15 protein-coding genes and 1 pseudogene are annotated in these 16023 nt (G+C 68.2%); 1 reads left to right on the top strand and 15 read right to left on the bottom strand.

The features are described from left to right. The 14 genes from dnaE to pyrH form a co-directional block, all read right to left on the bottom strand. Positions 1-1664 (bottom strand): DNA polymerase III subunit alpha (gene dnaE / locus VFH59_RS12345; RefSeq protein WP_325165202.1); only part of this gene is annotated, 1664 nt, incomplete at its 3' end. Between the two features lie 94 nt (positions 1665-1758). After that, positions 1759-1962, bottom strand: coding sequence for a hypothetical protein (locus tag VFH59_RS12340; protein WP_325165201.1), 204 nt, complete (start codon positions 1960-1962; stop codon positions 1759-1761). A gap of 184 nt (positions 1963-2146) precedes the next feature. Further along, entirely contained in the window at positions 2147-2728 is a 582-nt protein-coding gene (rnhB, locus tag VFH59_RS12335; RefSeq protein WP_325165200.1) for a ribonuclease HII, read from the bottom strand. Between the two features lie 232 nt (positions 2729-2960). After that, a complete protein-coding gene (gene lpxB / locus VFH59_RS12330) occupies positions 2961-4157 on the bottom strand; it encodes a lipid-A-disaccharide synthase (protein ID WP_325165199.1) in 1197 nt (398 codons plus the stop codon). Positions 4158-4256: 99 nt separating this feature from the next. Next, entirely contained in the window at positions 4257-5030 is a 774-nt protein-coding gene (gene lpxA, locus VFH59_RS12325; protein ID WP_325165198.1) for an acyl-ACP--UDP-N-acetylglucosamine O-acyltransferase, read from the bottom strand. Further along, on the bottom strand, positions 5027-5500 hold the full coding sequence (fabZ, locus tag VFH59_RS12320; protein WP_325165197.1) for a 3-hydroxyacyl-ACP dehydratase FabZ: 474 nt from the start codon (positions 5498-5500) through the stop codon (positions 5027-5029). Before fabZ ends, lpxA begins: the two co-directional genes overlap by 4 nt. After that, the gene (gene lpxD, locus VFH59_RS12315; RefSeq protein WP_325165196.1) at positions 5493-6521 is read right to left on the bottom strand and encodes a UDP-3-O-(3-hydroxymyristoyl)glucosamine N-acyltransferase; all 1029 of its coding nucleotides are present in this window, start codon (positions 6519-6521) and stop codon (positions 5493-5495) included. The genes fabZ and lpxD overlap by 8 nt, the downstream gene beginning before the upstream one ends. A 198-nt stretch (positions 6522-6719) precedes the next feature. Further along, complete coding sequence (gene bamA, locus VFH59_RS12310) at positions 6720-9134, bottom strand: outer membrane protein assembly factor BamA (RefSeq protein ID WP_325165195.1); 2415 nt, start codon at positions 9132-9134, stop codon at positions 6720-6722. A gap of 153 nt (positions 9135-9287) precedes the next feature. After that, positions 9288-10634 (bottom strand): RIP metalloprotease RseP, encoded by a 1347-nt coding sequence (gene rseP / locus VFH59_RS12305; RefSeq protein ID WP_325165194.1) that lies wholly within the window; start codon positions 10632-10634, stop codon positions 9288-9290. A gap of 41 nt (positions 10635-10675) precedes the next feature. Next, positions 10676-11860, bottom strand: a complete 1185-nt coding sequence (locus VFH59_RS12300; RefSeq protein WP_325165193.1) for a 1-deoxy-D-xylulose-5-phosphate reductoisomerase — start codon at positions 11858-11860, stop codon at positions 10676-10678. A gap of 2 nt (positions 11861-11862) precedes the next feature. Next, entirely contained in the window at positions 11863-12681 is an 819-nt protein-coding gene (locus VFH59_RS12295) for a phosphatidate cytidylyltransferase (protein ID WP_325165192.1), read from the bottom strand. Positions 12682-12705: 24 nt separating this feature from the next. Continuing rightward, positions 12706-13428 carry a polyprenyl diphosphate synthase gene (uppS, locus tag VFH59_RS12290; protein ID WP_325165191.1) on the bottom strand — a complete coding sequence of 241 codons (723 nt, stop codon included), beginning with the start codon at positions 13426-13428 and terminating at the stop codon, positions 12706-12708. A 193-nt stretch (positions 13429-13621) separates the two neighbouring features. Continuing rightward, positions 13622-14179, bottom strand: a complete 558-nt coding sequence (gene frr / locus VFH59_RS12285; RefSeq protein ID WP_325165190.1) for a ribosome recycling factor — start codon at positions 14177-14179, stop codon at positions 13622-13624. Between the two features lie 162 nt (positions 14180-14341). Then, positions 14342-15064 (bottom strand): UMP kinase, encoded by a 723-nt coding sequence (gene pyrH / locus VFH59_RS12280; protein WP_325165189.1) that lies wholly within the window; start codon positions 15062-15064, stop codon positions 14342-14344. A gap of 124 nt (positions 15065-15188) precedes the next feature. Here pyrH and VFH59_RS12275 point away from each other — a divergent pair, with 124 nt between their 5' ends. Then, a complete protein-coding gene (locus tag VFH59_RS12275; protein ID WP_325165188.1) occupies positions 15189-15575 on the top strand; it encodes a VOC family protein in 387 nt (128 codons plus the stop codon). Between the two features lie 148 nt (positions 15576-15723). On the opposite strand, the pseudogene VFH59_RS12270 reads toward VFH59_RS12275, so the two are convergent. Next, positions 15724-16023, bottom strand: a pseudogene (locus VFH59_RS12270) (elongation factor Ts); the annotation flags it as partial.

The raw sequence follows: 16023 nt of genomic DNA, 5'->3' as shown, positions 1-16023 counted from the left end.
ACGTCGTCCTTGTCGTACTGGGTGACCATGCCGGCGCCGCCCGGCTCGCAGTACATCGGCGCGAACTCGGTCAGTGGCTTGGGACCGATCACCACGCCGCCGGCGTGCTTGCCGACGTTGCGAGTGAGGTTCTCCAGCTTGAGCGCCAGGTCGACCAGCGTGCGCGCTTCCTCGTCCTGCTCGTACAGCTCGCAGAACTCCCTGACGACGCGGTCGGGTTCCTTCTTCGATTTCTCCGAACGGCCGAGCGCGTCGGAGAGCGTCAGGTCGAGCGGGCGCGGCGGGATCAGCTTGGCGATCTTGTCGACCGCGTTGTAGCCCATGCCGAGCACGCGGCCGGAGTCGCGCAGCACCGCCTTGGCGGCCATCGACCCGTAGGTGATGATCTGGCTGACGTGCTCGCGGCCGTACTTGCGCGCGACGTAGTCGATCACCTCGTCGCGGCGGTCCATGCAGAAGTCGATGTCGAAGTCCGGCATCGACACGCGTTCGGGGTTCAGGAAGCGCTCGAACAGCAGGTCGAACTGCAGCGGGTCCAGGTCGGTGATCTTGAGCACCCAGGCGACCAGCGAGCCGGCGCCCGAACCGCGGCCCGGACCGACCGGGATGCCGTTCTGCTTACCCCAGTTGATGAAGTCGGCCACGATCAGGAAGTAGCCGGGGAAGCCCATCTCGATGATGACGTCGAGCTCGCGCTCCAGTCGCGCCTCGTAATCGGCGAGCGTGTAGCCGGGCGCCAGCGGGTTGGCGGCGAGGCGCTCCCTCAGACCTTCGCGCGCGGTCTCGCGGATGTAGCTGTCGAGGTCGTAGCCCTCAGGGACCGGGAAGTCGGGCAGGTAATAGGTGCCGAACTTCAGTTCCAGGTTGCAGCGCCGGGCGAGCTCGACCGTGTTCTCCAGTGCCTCGGGCAGGTCGGCGAAGAGGTCCGCCATCTGCTGCGGGGACTTCAGGTACTGCTGGTCGGAGTAGTCGCGCGGGCGTTTCGGATCGGCCAGCACGCGGCCCTGGTTGATGCACACGCGTGCCTCGTGTGCCTCGAAGTCGTCCTGCTTGAGGAAGCGCACGTCGTTGCTGGCCAGCAGCGGCAACTCGAGCGCATCGCCCAGCGCGAGCGCGGCGGTGTTCCAGGCTTCCTCGCCCTCGCGGCCGCAGCGGGTCAGTTCCAGATAGAGGCGGTCGGGGAACAGCCTCGCCAGCGGCTGCAGCCGCACGATCCCCGCATCCACGCCCTGGCTGACCGCGATGCGGCCGACCTCGCTCTCGCGCCCAAGCAGCGCGATCAAGCCGGCGGTGGCGCCCGGCGTCAGCCAGCTTGCTTCGACCAGCGCCTTGCCGCCGTGCTGGCCGTCGCGCCAGGCCCGCGACACCAGGCGCGACAGGTTGAGGTAGCCCTCGCGGTTCTGGCACACCAGGGTCAGCCGCCACGGCCGCGGGTCGTCCGGCGAACCGATCCACAGGTCGCAGCCGCCGATCGGCTTGATGCCCGCGCCGCTGCACGCCTTGTAGAACTTCACCAGGGCGAACATGTTGCTGTCGTCGGTGAGCGCCACCGCCGGCATGCCTTCGCGCACGCAGGCATCGACCAGCGCCTTGATGCGGATGGTCGAGTCGACCAGCGAGTACTCGCTGTGCAGGTGGAAGTGGACGAAGCGGGCGGACATCAAGGACTGGGGGAGCATCCCCGGGTTAGTCCGTGAAGGCTACGCCGCGGCGCCCGCTTCCCACAAGCTTGACAGCGGTAAAGACCCGCCGTCGCGCTCAATGGACGAAGAATCGCTCGTCGTCCTCGTTCCACTCGACGTAGTGGTCGAAGCCGCTGGTTTCCAGCGGATGCCGGTCATAGTCGACGTGGGGATGGATGGGCTCGGGCCGCGGAGTGCCGCCGGATTCGACGGTGGGACTGGCCGCGGGCGCAGCGAACGGCTTGAGTGCAGAGCGCACGTGGAAGAAGCGCGACAACATGGCACGACTCCTGCGGAGGGGCATCCGCGGTGGAGGACGACGGCGTCCGTGCGAACGCTGGAAGGCGGCTCGGAAAAACCGTCTTCCTTGAGCCATAGGATGCGCTTATCCGGGGGAAAGTTGCATAGACGAATGACCTATTTTCCCGCCGGGCCCGCTACCCGGCGGGATGCCGGGGTCGGCATTAGAACAGGGTGCCCTGATCGAACAGGAGTTTCACCGGCGCGAAGCTGCGCCGGTGCAGCGGGCAGGGGCCGAGTTGCTTCAGTGCGGCCAGGTGCTCGGGGGTGGAATAACCCTTGTGGCTGGCGAAGCCGTAGCCGGGATGATCGGCGTCCAGCGAGCACATCAGCCGGTCGCGCGTGACCTTGGCCAGGATCGACGCGGCGCTGATCGCCGGCTTCAGGCCGTCACCGCCGACGATGGCACGGCCCGGACACGGCAGCTCCCGGGGCAACTGGTTTCCATCGACCCACGCTTCGTGCGCAGCGACCCCGAGGCCGGCCACGGCGCGGCACATGCCGGCCATGGTCGCCTGGAAGATGTTGATGCGGTCGATCTCCTCCACCTCGACCAGCACCACGTGCCATGCCAGGGCACGCTGGACGATCTGCGCGTAGAGCGCTTCGCGGCGGGCCTCGGTGAGCTTCTTCGAGTCATCCAGGCCTTCGATCCTGTGGCGCGGAGGGAGGATGACCGCGGCGACCGCCAGGGGTCCCGCGAGCGGGCCGCGGCCGGCTTCGTCGACGCCGGCCACCAGGCGCACCGGCTTTGACGATGACCGGGCACGCTTGGGTTCCGTGGAGTTTGGTGGGGCGGCATTGCATAGCACGTCCGCCTCCTCTGTCCTCCGGGGAGAGGATCGAGGTGAGGGGCCGAGGCTTGCGCGGAAATCCATCGAAGCAGGCTTCGATGAGCCTTTGTCGCCAGGACGGCCCCTCACCCCAGCCCTCTCCCCGGAGGGGCGAGGGAGCAGGTCGACCGCTTCGTCCAGATCGTCAGGCTGCACGAGGAGCCTCCAGCAGTTCCGCCACGGCGGCGGCCGCGCGCTCGCCGGCGCCACCTTCTCCGGCGCCGCGCAGCGCGCGATGCAACTGCTCGAAGGCGGCAACCACCTGGCCGCGCCGTTCGCTGTCGGCGAACAGGGCCAGCGTCGCCCGGGCAAGATTCTCCGCGGTGCAGTCATCCTGCATCAGCTCGGGAACCAGCTTTTCCTGGCCCAACCCGCAGGCGCGCGCCAGGATGTTCGGCAATGCGTAGACGTCGGTCTTGAGCATGTTGAAGGCACGGGCGATCCGGTAGCTCCACGGCGACACGCGATAGCCCACCACCATCGGGCGCTTGGCCAGCATGGCTTCCAGCGTCGCCGTGCCGGAGGCGAGCAGGACCACGTCGGCCGCCAGCATGGCCTCGTGCGCGTGCCCTTCGACCAGCAGCGGCGCGCTTTCGTCGCGCGGGCCGCCCGCCAGCAACGCCTTCAGGCGCGCGTGCACTTGCGCGTTGGCCGCGGGGAGCACGATGCGCAGGCCTGGCAGCGCCGCGCTGACGCGTTGCGCGGCGTCGATGAAGATGGTGCCCAGGCGCTCGATTTCCGACGGCCGGCTACCAGGCAGCACGGCGAGCACCGGCGCCTCCTGCGGCAGCTGCAGCAGGTCGCGCGCGCCCACCCGGTCCGAGACCAGCGCAAAGCGGTCGGCCAGCGGGTGGCCGACGAAGCGGGCATCGACACCGTGGCGCTGGTAGATCGGTGGCTCCATCGGGAACAGGCACAGCACGCGGTCGGCGCTCTGGCCGATCTTCTCCGCACGCTTCTCGCGCCAGGCCCAGACCGAGGGGCTGACGTAGTGCACGGTGCGCAGGCCGGCTTCGCGCAGCCGCCGTTCCACGCCCAGGTTGAAATCCGGTGCGTCGATGCCGATCACCAGGTCCGGTCGTACCTCGAGCAGCCGGCCGAGCAGCGCCTTGCGCAGGCGCAGCAGGCGCGGCAGGTGCCGGACCACCTCGGCGAAACCCATCACCGACAGCTCCCGGATGTCGTACCAGGACTCGAATCCTTCGCGCTGCATGCGCGCGCCGCCGATCCCGACGAAGCGGGCCTGCGGATAGCGCTCGCGCAAGGCGGCGATCAGCTCGGCGCCCAGCTGGTCGCCGGAGTCTTCGCCGGCGATGAGGGCGATGAGGGGGGAGGAACTCATGGAGCGGGAGTGTAGCGGCGCAGGCCGCGGGGGTCACCGAGGAGGAGCCGCCCGACCCTTTCCCGACGAGGGAGGGAAGGGCCCCGGCCTTGCGAATGGCTAGCGGGCCAGCGACCGCTCGCTACGGTCCAGGAACGCCAGCATCTCGCGCACGTCTTCGCTGTCCTGCGCCTGGGTTTCCAGTTGCGTTCGCGCCTCCGGCAGCGACAGGCCGGCCATGTACAGCGTGCGGTACGCGCGCTTGATCGCCGAGATGCGCGGTGCGTCGAAGCCGCGGCGCTTGAGGCCTTCGCTGTTGATGCCGCGCGGGCGCCCGTGCTGTTCGTTGGCCATCATCACGAACGGCGGCACGTCCGAGCCGACCAGGCAACCCATGCCGATGAAGGCATGCGCGCCGACCTTGCAGAACTGGTGCACGCCGGCGTAGCCGGAAACGATCACCCAATCGCCGATTTCCACGTGCCCGGCCAGTGCCGAATAGTTGGAGAACACCACGCGGTTGCCGACCTGGCAGTCGTGCGCGATGTGCACGTAGGCCAGCAGCCAGTTGTCGTCACCGATGCGGGTGATACCGCCACCCTCGCCGGTGCCGCGGTTGATCGTGACGAACTCGCGGATCAGGTTGCGATCGCCGATCACCAGTTCGGTGCGCTCGCCGGAAAACTTCTTGTCCTGCGCGGCACCACCGATCGAGGCGAACTGGCTGATCCGGTTGTCGCGGCCGATCCGGGTGGGACCCTCGATTACCACGTGCGGGCCGATCACGGTGCCCTCGCCGATCTCCACGTCCGCACCGATCACGCTGTAGGCGCCAACGGCGACGTTCGGGCCGATGACCGCGCCCGGATCGATCTGCGCGGTGGGGTGGATCATTTGTCGGACCTCGCGGCGCACATCAGTTCGCAGCTGGCCACTTCCTTGCCTTCGACCAGCGAGCGGGCGACGAACAGGCCCATGCCACGCATCAGCCGCTTGAGCGAGACCTCCAGCCGCAACTGGTCGCCGGGTACCACCGGTGCGTTGAAGCGGGCGTTGTCGACCTTGGCCAGGTAGAACAGCGGGCTGCCCTGGTCGCCCTTGAGTCGGCTTGAAATCTGCGTCAGCAGGCCGGCGGCCTGGGCCATCGCCTCGACGATCAGCACTCCCGGCATCACCGGGTGGCCCGGGAAATGACCCATGAAGAAGTGCTCGTTGATGGTCACGTTCTTGAGCGCCACCACGCTCACGTCCGGCACCAGCTCGATCACGCGGTCGACCAGCAGGAACGGGTAGCGGTGCGGCAGCAGGTGCTGGATCTGCTCCACGTTGACCGGCAGGGTCCACGTCGCGGGGGTATCACTCATCGTTACTGTCCTTCTCCAGCGCCGACAGGCGGCGCGCGTACTCATCCAGGTGCTTGAAGCGGGCGGCGTTCCTGCGCCACTGGCGGTTGTCCTGCAGCGGCACGCCCGAGGAATATTCGCCCGGTTCACGGATCGAGTGCGTGACCAGGCTCTTGGCGGTAATGGTAACCCGGTCGGCCAGTTCCAGATGGCCCAGCACGCCGGCATTGCCGCCGATCTGGCAATAGCGGCCGATCCGTGCGCTGCCGGCGACCGCGGCGCAGCCGGCCATGGCCGTGTGCGCACCGATGTGGACGTTGTGGGCGACCTGGATCTGGTTGTCCAGCCGCACGTCCTCCTCCAGTACGGTATCCCCCAGCGCCCCACGGTCGATTGTGGTGTTGGCGCCGATCTCGCAGTCGTCGCCGATGCGTACGCCACCCAGCTGCGGGATCTTGACCCAGTGGTCGCGCTCGAAGGCGAGGCCGAAGCCGTCCGAACCGATTACCGCTCCCGGGTGCACCAGCACGCGCTTGCCCAGCGTCACCCGGGTGACCAGGGTGACCCTGGCGACCAGGCGCGATTGCGCGCCCACCGTGCAGTCCGGACCGACGATGCAGTGCGGACCGAGCACGGCGCCGTCCTCGACCACCGCGCCGTCCTCGATCACGCAATGCGGCCCGACGCTGGCGCTGGCGCTGACCTTCGCGCCGGTGGCGACCACCGCGCTGGGATGGATGCCGCGCGGGGCGGCTGGCAGGCGCTCGAACAGCGCCGCTATCTTCGCGTAGGTGACGTAGGGGTCGGCGGCGACCAGTGCCGCGGTGGGACAGTCGCCCGCGTTTTCCTCGCGCAGCACCACCACGCCCGCCTGGGTGGCCTTCAGCTGCGCCGTGTACTTGCTGTTGGAGAGGAAGCTGAGCTGGTCCGGCTGCGCCGCGGCAAGCGTGCCCACGCCGCCGATCCGACGCGCACCGTCGCCATGGAAGGCGAGGCCGAACCGCTCGGCCAGCTCGGCCACCGTGTAGTTGTGCTCGCTCATGCGTGCTCCTTTGGGGGCAGGGCATTGTAGGCGAGGGCGGCGCGGGGTACGAATGCCCCGGCATCGGCGGCGGAGGTCCCTGCAGGGGGCCCCCTCTGCGGGCCGGATGCATGGCGGTCGTACCCGGGTGCGCCGCTACCTGGCAAGAAAAACGCGGCCCGGAGGCCGCGTTGCGGGCGGAGCCAGGGGCGTGGCCGGCTAGAACTGGCTGCCGAAGGTGAACTGGATCCGCTCCTCGTAGTGGCGGTCCTCTGCCTTGGAGCGGATCGGCACGGCGAAATTGATGATCAGCGGACCGATCGGCGCCTGCCACTGGAGTGCGATACCGGCCGAGGCGCGCAGCTCGCTCGCGTCGAAGGCCTGGTAGTTGCGGAAGGCATTGCCGACGTCGACGAACGCGGACACGCGCGCCGTGTTGACGTCCTTGAGGAACGGCAGCGGAATGAACACCTGTGCCGTGCCCAGCACCTTGAAGGCACCGCCGATCGGCTGGGCGTACTGGTAGTAGCCACTGCTGCAGGTGCCGTTGGCGTTGGGCGTGCTCGAGGTGCCCGAGGCACCGATGCAGACTTTCGGTCCGAGGGTGTTGTCCTGGAAGCCGCGCACGTCGCGTACGCCGCCGGAATAGAAGTTTTCCCAGAAGGGGAAGTCGTACGGCTGGCCGGCGACGAAGGCCGTACCGTTGACGGGGTCGCCGAAACTGCGGCTGTAGGTCTGGTTGCCGTACGTGTCGCCATAGCCGACCTGGCCGTCCAGGTACAGCACGAAGCCGCCACCGACCGGCCAGTAGTGGTTGGCCTCGCCCATGAACTTCCAGTACTGCACCGTCGAGCCAGGCAGCGCCACCTCGGTGTTGGCCGAGAGCAGGCCGCCGCGGGTGGGCGCCCAGTAGCCGTTGCGGGTGTCGTGGTTCCAGCCCAGGGTGCCGGTCCAGCTGTGCACGGTCTTGTTGCCGATCGCATTCTGGTAGTCCACCAGCACCTGCGGGGTGACGCCCGGATAGGTGTTGATCTTGTTGCTGGACAGGCCCATGCCCACGCGCAGCCCGTCGGTCTCGCTGATCGGGATGCCCAGGTAGGTGGAGAACGCCTTGGTGCTGTTCTCGTAGTTGGCGAAGTCGGTGTTGCCGTAGTCGGTCTTCGAGTACGTGGCGTTGTAGCCGATGCCGATGCCGTTGTCGGTCAGGTACGGGTTGTAATAGCTGGCCGTGATGCGCGAGTAGTAGGAGCTGTGCTCGGCGCCGACGCTGAAGCTGTCGCCGGTGCCCAGGAAGTTGTTCTGCGACACCGAGGCGTTGAGGATCACGCCCGAGTACTGCGAGTAGCCCACGCCGAACATCAGGCTGCCGGCGGATTGCTCCTCGACCTTCACCGTGACGTCCACCTCGTCCTGGGTGCCCGGCACGCGCTGCTTGTCGATGTCGACCTTCTTGAAGTAGCCCAGGCGCTGCAGGCGGATCTTGGAGCGGTCCACCGCGGCCTGCGAGTACACCGTGCCCTCGAGCTGGCGCATTTCGCGGCGCAGCACGTCGTCCTCGGTGCGGGTATTGCCCTGGAACACCACCCGGCGCACGTACACGCGCTGGCCCGGCTCGATGAAGAAGGTCATGTCGACGGTGCGCTTTTCCTTGTCGAGCTTGGGCACCGGCGTGACTTTGGCGTAGGCATAGCCGATGTTGGCAAGGATCGCCTTGATCGAATCGGAAGTGGCCTCCACCGCGGCGCGGTTGAAGGTGTCGCCCTTCTTGACGAACACCAGCTGGCGCAGGGTCTTCTCCGGCAGAATCAGCTCGCCGAGCAGATGCACGTCCGATACGGTGTAGATCTCGCCTTCCTTGATGCTGGCGGCGATGTACATCGCGCGCTTGTCCGGCGCGATGGTGACCTGGGTGGAATCCACGCCGAAGTCGGCATAGCCGCGGTCCATGTAGTAGGACTGCAGCTTCTCCAGGTCGCCGGAGAGCTTCTCGCGCGAGTACTGGTCGTCCTTGGAGTACCAGGACATCCAGTTGGTGGTGTCCGACTCGAAGTCGTCGCGGATCTGCTTGTCGGTGAACGCCGTGTTGCCGACGATGTTGAGCTGCTTGATCTTGGCCGCCTTGCCCTCGCGTATCTCGATGTCGATCGCCACGCGGTTGCGGTCCAGCCGGGTCACGTGCGGGTCCACCGAGACGTTGTACTTGCCGCGGTTGTAGTACTGGCGGATCAGTTCCTGCTGCACACGGTCGAGCGACAGGCGGTCGAAGGTCTCGCCTTCGGACAGGCCGATCTCCTTCAGGCCCTTGCGCAGGTCCTCTTCCTTGATGTCCTTGTTGCCGCGCAGGCTCAGCTTGGCGATGGACGGGCGCTCGACCACCTTGATCACCAGGATGCTGCCCTGGCGGGAAAGCTCGACGTCGCTGAAGAACTTGGTGTCGTAGAGGGCGCGGATCGCGCGTGCGGCCTCCTCGTCGGTCAGGCGGTCGCCCTTGTTGACCGGCAGGTAGTTGTAGACCGTGCCGGCGGAGATGCGGTTCAGGCCATCGATACGGATGTCGGAAACGACGAACGGCTCGAACGCCAGGGCGTTGGCGGAGAGGGAGGCAAGCAGTAGCAGGGCGGCGATACGCTTCATCGTCGATTCCGGTGGGTTATTCCGACGGCCGGCCGCGAGGCCGTTCCAGCACGTTTTCCGAGGAGGGAGGCGAGCCCCGTCCGGGCCGCACCCGCACCGTGGCGGGCGTCACCGCCGCGACGGGGCCAAAGGCCGCGAAGTTGGGCGCGCGCGTCACGAAAGCAGGGTGCGGTGTATGTCGTTGTAGAACGCCAGCCCCATGAGCGTGAACAACAGGACCAGGCCGATGTACTGACCGATCATCTGGGTCCGCTCGCTTACCGGGCTGCCTTTGACCAACTCGATAAGGTAATACAGCAGGTGACCGCCGTCCAAGACGGGGATGGGCAGCAGGTTGAGGATAGCCAGGCTGAGCGAGACCAGCGCCAGGAAATTGAGGAACCAGGGCAGGCCCATCTGCGCCGACTGGTTGGCCACCTGGGCGATGCCGATCACGCCGGAGAGGTTCCTGGTCGAGGCTTCGCCGCTGACCATTTTGCCAATCATGGTGAAGGTCTGGCGGGTGCTGTCCCAGGTGGACCGGAGCGCCGCACCCAACGCCTTGACCGGGCCATAGCGGCGCATCGCGCTCTCTGCGGCTCGCGCGCCCACGCCGACCGACCAGTGGGCAGGCTCATCCTGCAGGGATTCGTAGCGTGCGACTACCGGCAGGTGCAGGGTCTGCTCCCCGCGCCGCACGGCCACGTCCAGCCTGGGCGACTGCGCCGCCGCATCGCGGACGTGCCGGGCGAAATCGTCGAAATCGGTCACCGCCCTGCCGTTGACCGCGAGCAGGACGTCGCCCGGCTGCATGCCCGCCTGCGCGGCCGGCTGGCCGGGCATCACCGTGGCGGCGACCGCCGGCGGCGGGGCGAGCTTCATGCCCAGCTGGTCGAAATACTTGTCGATGCTGCGGCCGGCCGGGAGCTGCTGGAGCGGCAGCACCACGTCGCGCTGCCGGCCGTCGCGTCCGAGCACCACCAGCGGCAGCGGCTCGCGGCCGAGCAGGGCGGTGGCGACGTCGTCCATCGCATCGCTCATCGTGGCCACCGGCATGCCGTCGACGCGCAGCAGGCGGTCGCCGGCCTGGATGCCGGCCGCGGCGGCGAGGCTGCCGGGGGTGGCGGTCACCACCGGCGCGGTGTCCGGGCGGCCGAGCATGAACATCAGCCACAGCGCGGCGACCGCAAAGATCAGGTTGAAGCCCGGCCCGGCCACCACGATGGCGATGCGTTTCCACACGCTCTTGCCGGTGAACTCGACCTCGCGCAGCGCCGGATCGACGTCGCCCTCGCGCGCATCGAGCATCTTCACGTAGCCACCCAGCGGGATCATCGCCACCTGGTATTCGGTGCCGTCGCGGCCGACGCGCTTCCACACGGCCCGCCCGAAGCCGACCGAAAAACGCAACACCTTGACCCCGCAGCGGCGCGCGACCCAGTAGTGGCCGAACTCATGGAAGGTCACCAGCACGCCGAGCGTGACCAGCAACCAGAACACCGAGCCGAAAAAGGGATTCATCTAGCGGAAACCTGGGGAATTGCTGCGCGAGTCCGAGCTTATCAGCATGCCGTGCGCAACTTCCGCCGGGCCACTGAACGTGCCTGCGCATCGCGTTCGCGCAGCGTCTGGACATCGACCACGGGCTGCGCCGGCAGTTCCGCAAGCACCCCCTCGACCAGGTCGGCGATCGACAGGAACGGCAGCGCGCCGGCCAGGAAAGCCTCCACCGCCACCTCGTTGGCCGCATTGAGGATCGCCGGGGCGTCGCCGCCCTCGCGCAGGGCGGCGAAAGCCAGCGCCAGGCAGCGGAAGGTCTGAAGATCCGGCTTCTCGAAGGCCAGCGGGGCACAGGTGGCGAGGTCCAGCGGCGCCACGCCCGCCTCGATGCGCTCCGGCCAGGCCAGCGCGTGGGCGATCGCCGTGCGCATGTCCGGATTGCCCAGCTGCGCCAGCACGGAGCCGTCGGCGTACTCGACCATCGAATGGATCATGCTCTGCGGATGCACCACCACCTCGATGCGTTCGGCCGCGGCGCCGAACAGGTGGTGCGCCTCGATCACTTCCAGGCCCTTGTTCATCAGGGTGGCCGAGTCGACCGAGATCTTGCGACCCATCACCCAGTTGGGGTGCTTGCAGGCCTGCTCCGGCGTGACCGCGGCGAGCTCGGCGCGGCTGCGGCCACGGAAGGGGCCGCCGGAGGCGGTGAGGATCAGCCGGCGCACGCCGTGGCTGTCGAGATCCGGCCGGCCGCCGGGCAGGCACTGGAAGATCGCGTTGTGTTCGGAGTCGACCGGCACCAGTTCGCCGCCACCCTCGCGCAGCGCGGCGAGCAGCAGCGGGCCGGCCATCACGATCGATTCCTTGTTGGCCAGCAGCAGGCGCTTGCCGGCGCGGGCGGCGGCCAGGGTCGACGCCAGCCCGGCGGCGCCGACGATGGCGGCGACCACCGTGTCGCACAGCGGGCCGGCCGCCGCGGCGGTGATCGCCTCGGCGCCGCTGGCCACCTCGCAGGGCACGCCGGCGGCGGCGAGCTGGCGGGCCAGCGCCCCCTCCATCGCCGGATCGGCCACGATCGCCAGCTCCGGCCGGTGCGCGGCGCACAGCGCCACCAGCGCCTCGACGTTGCGATGGGCGACCAGCACGCTGGCGCGGAAGCGCCCGGGGTGGCGGGCGATCACGTCCAGCGTGCTGCCGCCGATCGAGCCGGTGGCGCCCAGCACGGCGACCCGGCGGGGTGCGGTCATGCTCATAGGCCGAGCAGGAGCTTGCCCAGCGCGAACACCGGCACCGCGGCGAACACGCTGTCCATGCGGTCGAGCAGGCCGCCGTGGCCGGGGAACATGCGGCCGGAATCCTTCACCTGCGCATGGCGCTTCATCAGGCTCTCGACCAGGTCGCCGACCACCGAGGCCGCCACCGCGACCACCGCCAGTACGGCCAGGCCGAGCAGGTGCAGGCCCGCCACGCCGAGCAGCCAGCCACCGATGACCGCGATCAGCGCACCCGCGCCGAAGGCACCGTAGACGCCCGCCCAGGTCTTGCCGGGGCTGATGTTCGGCGCAAGCTTGCGCTTGCCGAGGAAGCGACCGCTGAAATAGGCGCCGATGTCGGCCGCCCAGACGATCGCCAGCGCCAGGAACGTCCACCAGTGCCCGTGTGGCTCGCTGGCATGCAGCGTCAGCATGCCCACGAAGGCGGGGAAGATCACGAACACGCCCGCGGCGAGCTTCAGATTGCGGTTCTCCGTGGTCGGCGCGGCGGCGAAGGCGAAGTTCCTCAGCCAGACGCAGGCCAGCACCCACCAGGCCAGGCCGGCCACCAGCAGCACCGGCCACAATGGGCTCGCGCGCAGCCACCAGAGCAGCGCGAAGGCCACCAGCGCCACGCCGAGCAGCACCCCGCGTACCGGGCGGTTGCGCAGGCCGGACAGCCGCGTCCATTCCCACAGTGCCGCCAGGAAGGCCACGGCCACCACCGGCGCGAACAGCCAGGTGGGGGGCAGCAGGATCACCAGGATCGCCAGGGGCGCGAGCAGCAGGGCGGTGAGGGTGCGTTGGAGCAGCATGAGGGTCCTTGGATTACCGGTCGATCATACGGATCGGGCGACCTGCTCGCCGGTCTTGCCGTAGCGGCGTTCGCGACGCGCAAAGTCCTCGATGGCGCGTGCCAGGCACGCCTGGTCGAAATCCGGCCACAAGGTGTCGGTGAAGTAGAGCTCGGCGTAGGCCAGCTGCCAGAGCAGGAAATTGCTGACGCGCACTTCGCCGCCGGTGCGGATGAACAGGTCCAGCGACGGTAGCTCGGCCAGCGACGTGTAGCCGCCCAGGCGCGCCTCGTCGATGTCCTCCACGCGCAGCTCGCCCTGGGCCACCGCGATCGCCGCCTGGCGTGCGGCGTGCACGATATCCCAGCGGCCGCCGTAGTTGACCGCGATGTTGAGCGCGAGCTTGAGGTTGTCCGCGGTACGCGCCATCGCCAGCTCCATGCGCTGGCGAAGGCCGGGCTGGAACGCGCTGAGGTCGCCGATGAAGCGCAACCGTACGCCCTGCTCGTGCAGCTCGTCGACCTCCTTGTCCAGCGCGCGCAGGAACAGCTCCATCAGGGCGCCCACTTCCTCGTCCGGGCGGCGCCAGTTCTCGCTGGAGAAGGCGAACAGCGTCAGCGCCTCCACGCCCTGGCGCAGGCATCCCTCGACCACTTCGCGTACCGCCTTGCGGCCGGCGTTGTGGCCGAAGCTGCGCGGGCGCAGGCGTGCCTTCGCCCAGCGGCCGTTGCCGTCCATCACGATGGCGATGTGGCGGGGGATGGTCATGCGCAATTGGATCCTTCTCCCTTCTGGGGAGGAGGTGGCCCGAAGGGACGGATGAGGGGCCGGGGCTCGCGGGCAAAGCGGCGTGTGCAGGCTTTCCGCGAGAGCGGCCCCTTACCCCGACCCTCTCCCCGGAGGGGCGAGGGAGCAGCGCGCGGAGGTCGCATGGCGTTCATGGCAACGAGCGGAGAACCGCTCAAATCGCCATCAGCTCGTCTTCCTTGGCCTTGACCACGGCATCGACTTCCTTCACGAAGCGGTCGGTCAGCTTCTGGATCTCGTCGTCCGCGCGGCGCTCGTCGTCCTCGCTGATCTGCTTGTCCTTGAGCAGGTCCTTGACCTTCTGCATGGCGTCGCGGCGGATGTTGCGGATCGCCACCTTGGCGTTCTCGCCCTCGTGCGACACGTGCTTGGCCAGCTCCTTGCGGCGCTCTTCGGTCAGCGGCGGCATGTTCAGGCGGATCACGGTGCCGGCGGTGGTCGGGGTGACGCCGATGTCCGAGGCCATGATGGCCTTTTCGATCGGGCCGACCATGCTCTTCTCGAACGGGGAGATCTGGATCGAGCGGGCGTCGGCCAGCGAGACCGAGGCGACTTGGTTCAGCGGCATGTCCGAACCGTAGTAGGGCACCTTGATGTGGTCGACCAGCGCGGTGCTGGCGCGACCGGTGCGCAGGCGGGTCAGGTCGTGCTTGAGCGCGTCGATGCTCTTGCCCATGCGGGTCTGGGCATCGGTCTTGATGTCGTTGAGCATGGGGATCACCCGGCGTTGCGAAGCGGGCAAGTATAGCAGGCGGGGGTTGGGGGCGCGGGATGGGCCGCCGGGCACGGGCGCCGGAAGGCTTGCCGGGCCGCACACTCCCCGCCGATGCGCACGGGGCTAGTGCCCCGCCCGGGCGCCGCATTCCCTGGAACGTCAGCTCGCCCTGACCAGGGTGCCGACCGACTCGCCCTGCATGATGCGCATCAGGTTTCCCGGCACCGTCATGTCGTAGATCCGCAGCGGCATGCCGTGGTCACGGCACAGCGCGATGGCGGCGGTGTCCATCACCTGCAGGTTGCGCTGGATGACATCGTCGTAGGTCAGCTGTTCGTAGCGCGTGGCGCTCGCGTCGCGAGCAGGGTCGGCGGTGTACACGCCGTCGACCTTGGTGGCCTTGAGCAACAGGTCGGCGCCGATCTCCACCGCGCGCAAGGCCGCGGCCGAGTCGGTGGTGAAGAACGGATTGCCGGTGCCGGCAGCGAACAGCGCGATGCGCCCCTTCTCGATGTGCCGGATCGCGCGACGGCGGATGAAATCCTCGGCCACGTCGTGGATCTGGATCGCGCTCATCACTCGCGCATAGCCGCCACGCTTCTCGATCGCATCGGCCATGGCCAGCGCGTTCATCACCGTGGCGAGCATGCCCATGTGGTCGCCGGTGACGCGGTCCATGCCGGCCGCCGCCAGGCCGGCACCGCGGAAGATGTTCCCGCCGCCGATCACCACGCCCACTTCCACCCCGGCCTTGCGCACCTCGATGATTTCGTTCGCCAGCCGGCCTATCACCTTCGGATCGATGCCGTAGTCCGCCTCGCCCATGAGCGCTTCACCGGAGAGCTTGAGCAGGATGCGGCGGTACGTGGGCTGGTCGCTCATGGGGGCTCCGGATTGAAGGTAAACCGGCATATTGTAGCGGCGTGACGCGGCCCCGTCAGGCGCGATGCGGCGCGGGCGGGGCAAATCATTCATGCTGTCCGCCCTCCCATGACAGGAAGCCCCCATGCATCTCGGAGCGATCGCCCTGGTGGTGCGCGATTACGACGAAGCGATCGCCTACTTCACCGGCTGCCTCGGTTTCACGCTGATCGAGGATGCGCCGCAGGGGCCGGACAAGCGCTGGGTCGTCGTGGCCCCGCCCGGATCGAGCGAGACGCGCCTGCTGCTGGCGAAGGCAGCCGATCCGCGGCAGTTGCAGGCGGTGGGGAACCAGTCGGGCGGACGTGTCTTCCTGTTCCTGGAGACGGACGATTTCCGGGCCAGCTACGAGGCGATGACCGCCAGGGGCGTGCGCTTCTGCGAGGCGCCGCGCGAGGAGGTCTATGGGACCGTCGCGGTGTTCGAGGACCTGTACGGCAACCGCTGGGACCTCCTGCAGCCACGAGGTTGAGCAGGGAGATACGCGGCATGGTCCGGCATGCGGTCGCGCAAAGGTGCGCTCCTGCACGGTGGCCGTTGCATTGGGCGGGCGCTGATCGACCGCCAAAAAAAGGCCGCGGTTGCCCGCGGCCTTTTCTTGGAACGATGCCAGGTGACAGTTACGCCAGGCCGGCCTGCTTCATCACTTCGGCGTGGAAGTCCTCTTCCACCTTCTCGATGCCTTCGCCGACCGCCAGGCGCACGACCTGCTGCACGTCCGCGCCTTCCTTCTTCAGTGCGTCGGCCACGGTCATGTTGGTGTCCAGCACGTAGGCCTGGCCGAGCAGGGTGACTTCCGAGACGATCTTGTTGATCTTGCCGGAGATGATCTTCTCCAGGATCTCGGCCGGCTTGGCCTTGTCCTTGTCGGACATCTGGCTCAGCGCGATTTCCTTCTCCTTGGCGATGAAGTCGGCCGG

It is taken from the genome of Frateuria sp., assembly GCF_035695185.1.
Classification (GTDB): Bacteria; Pseudomonadota; Gammaproteobacteria; order Xanthomonadales; family Rhodanobacteraceae; genus Frateuria_A.
Note: the sequence above shows the minus strand (reverse complement) of the source record. Positions and strands in the feature narration are given on the sequence as shown.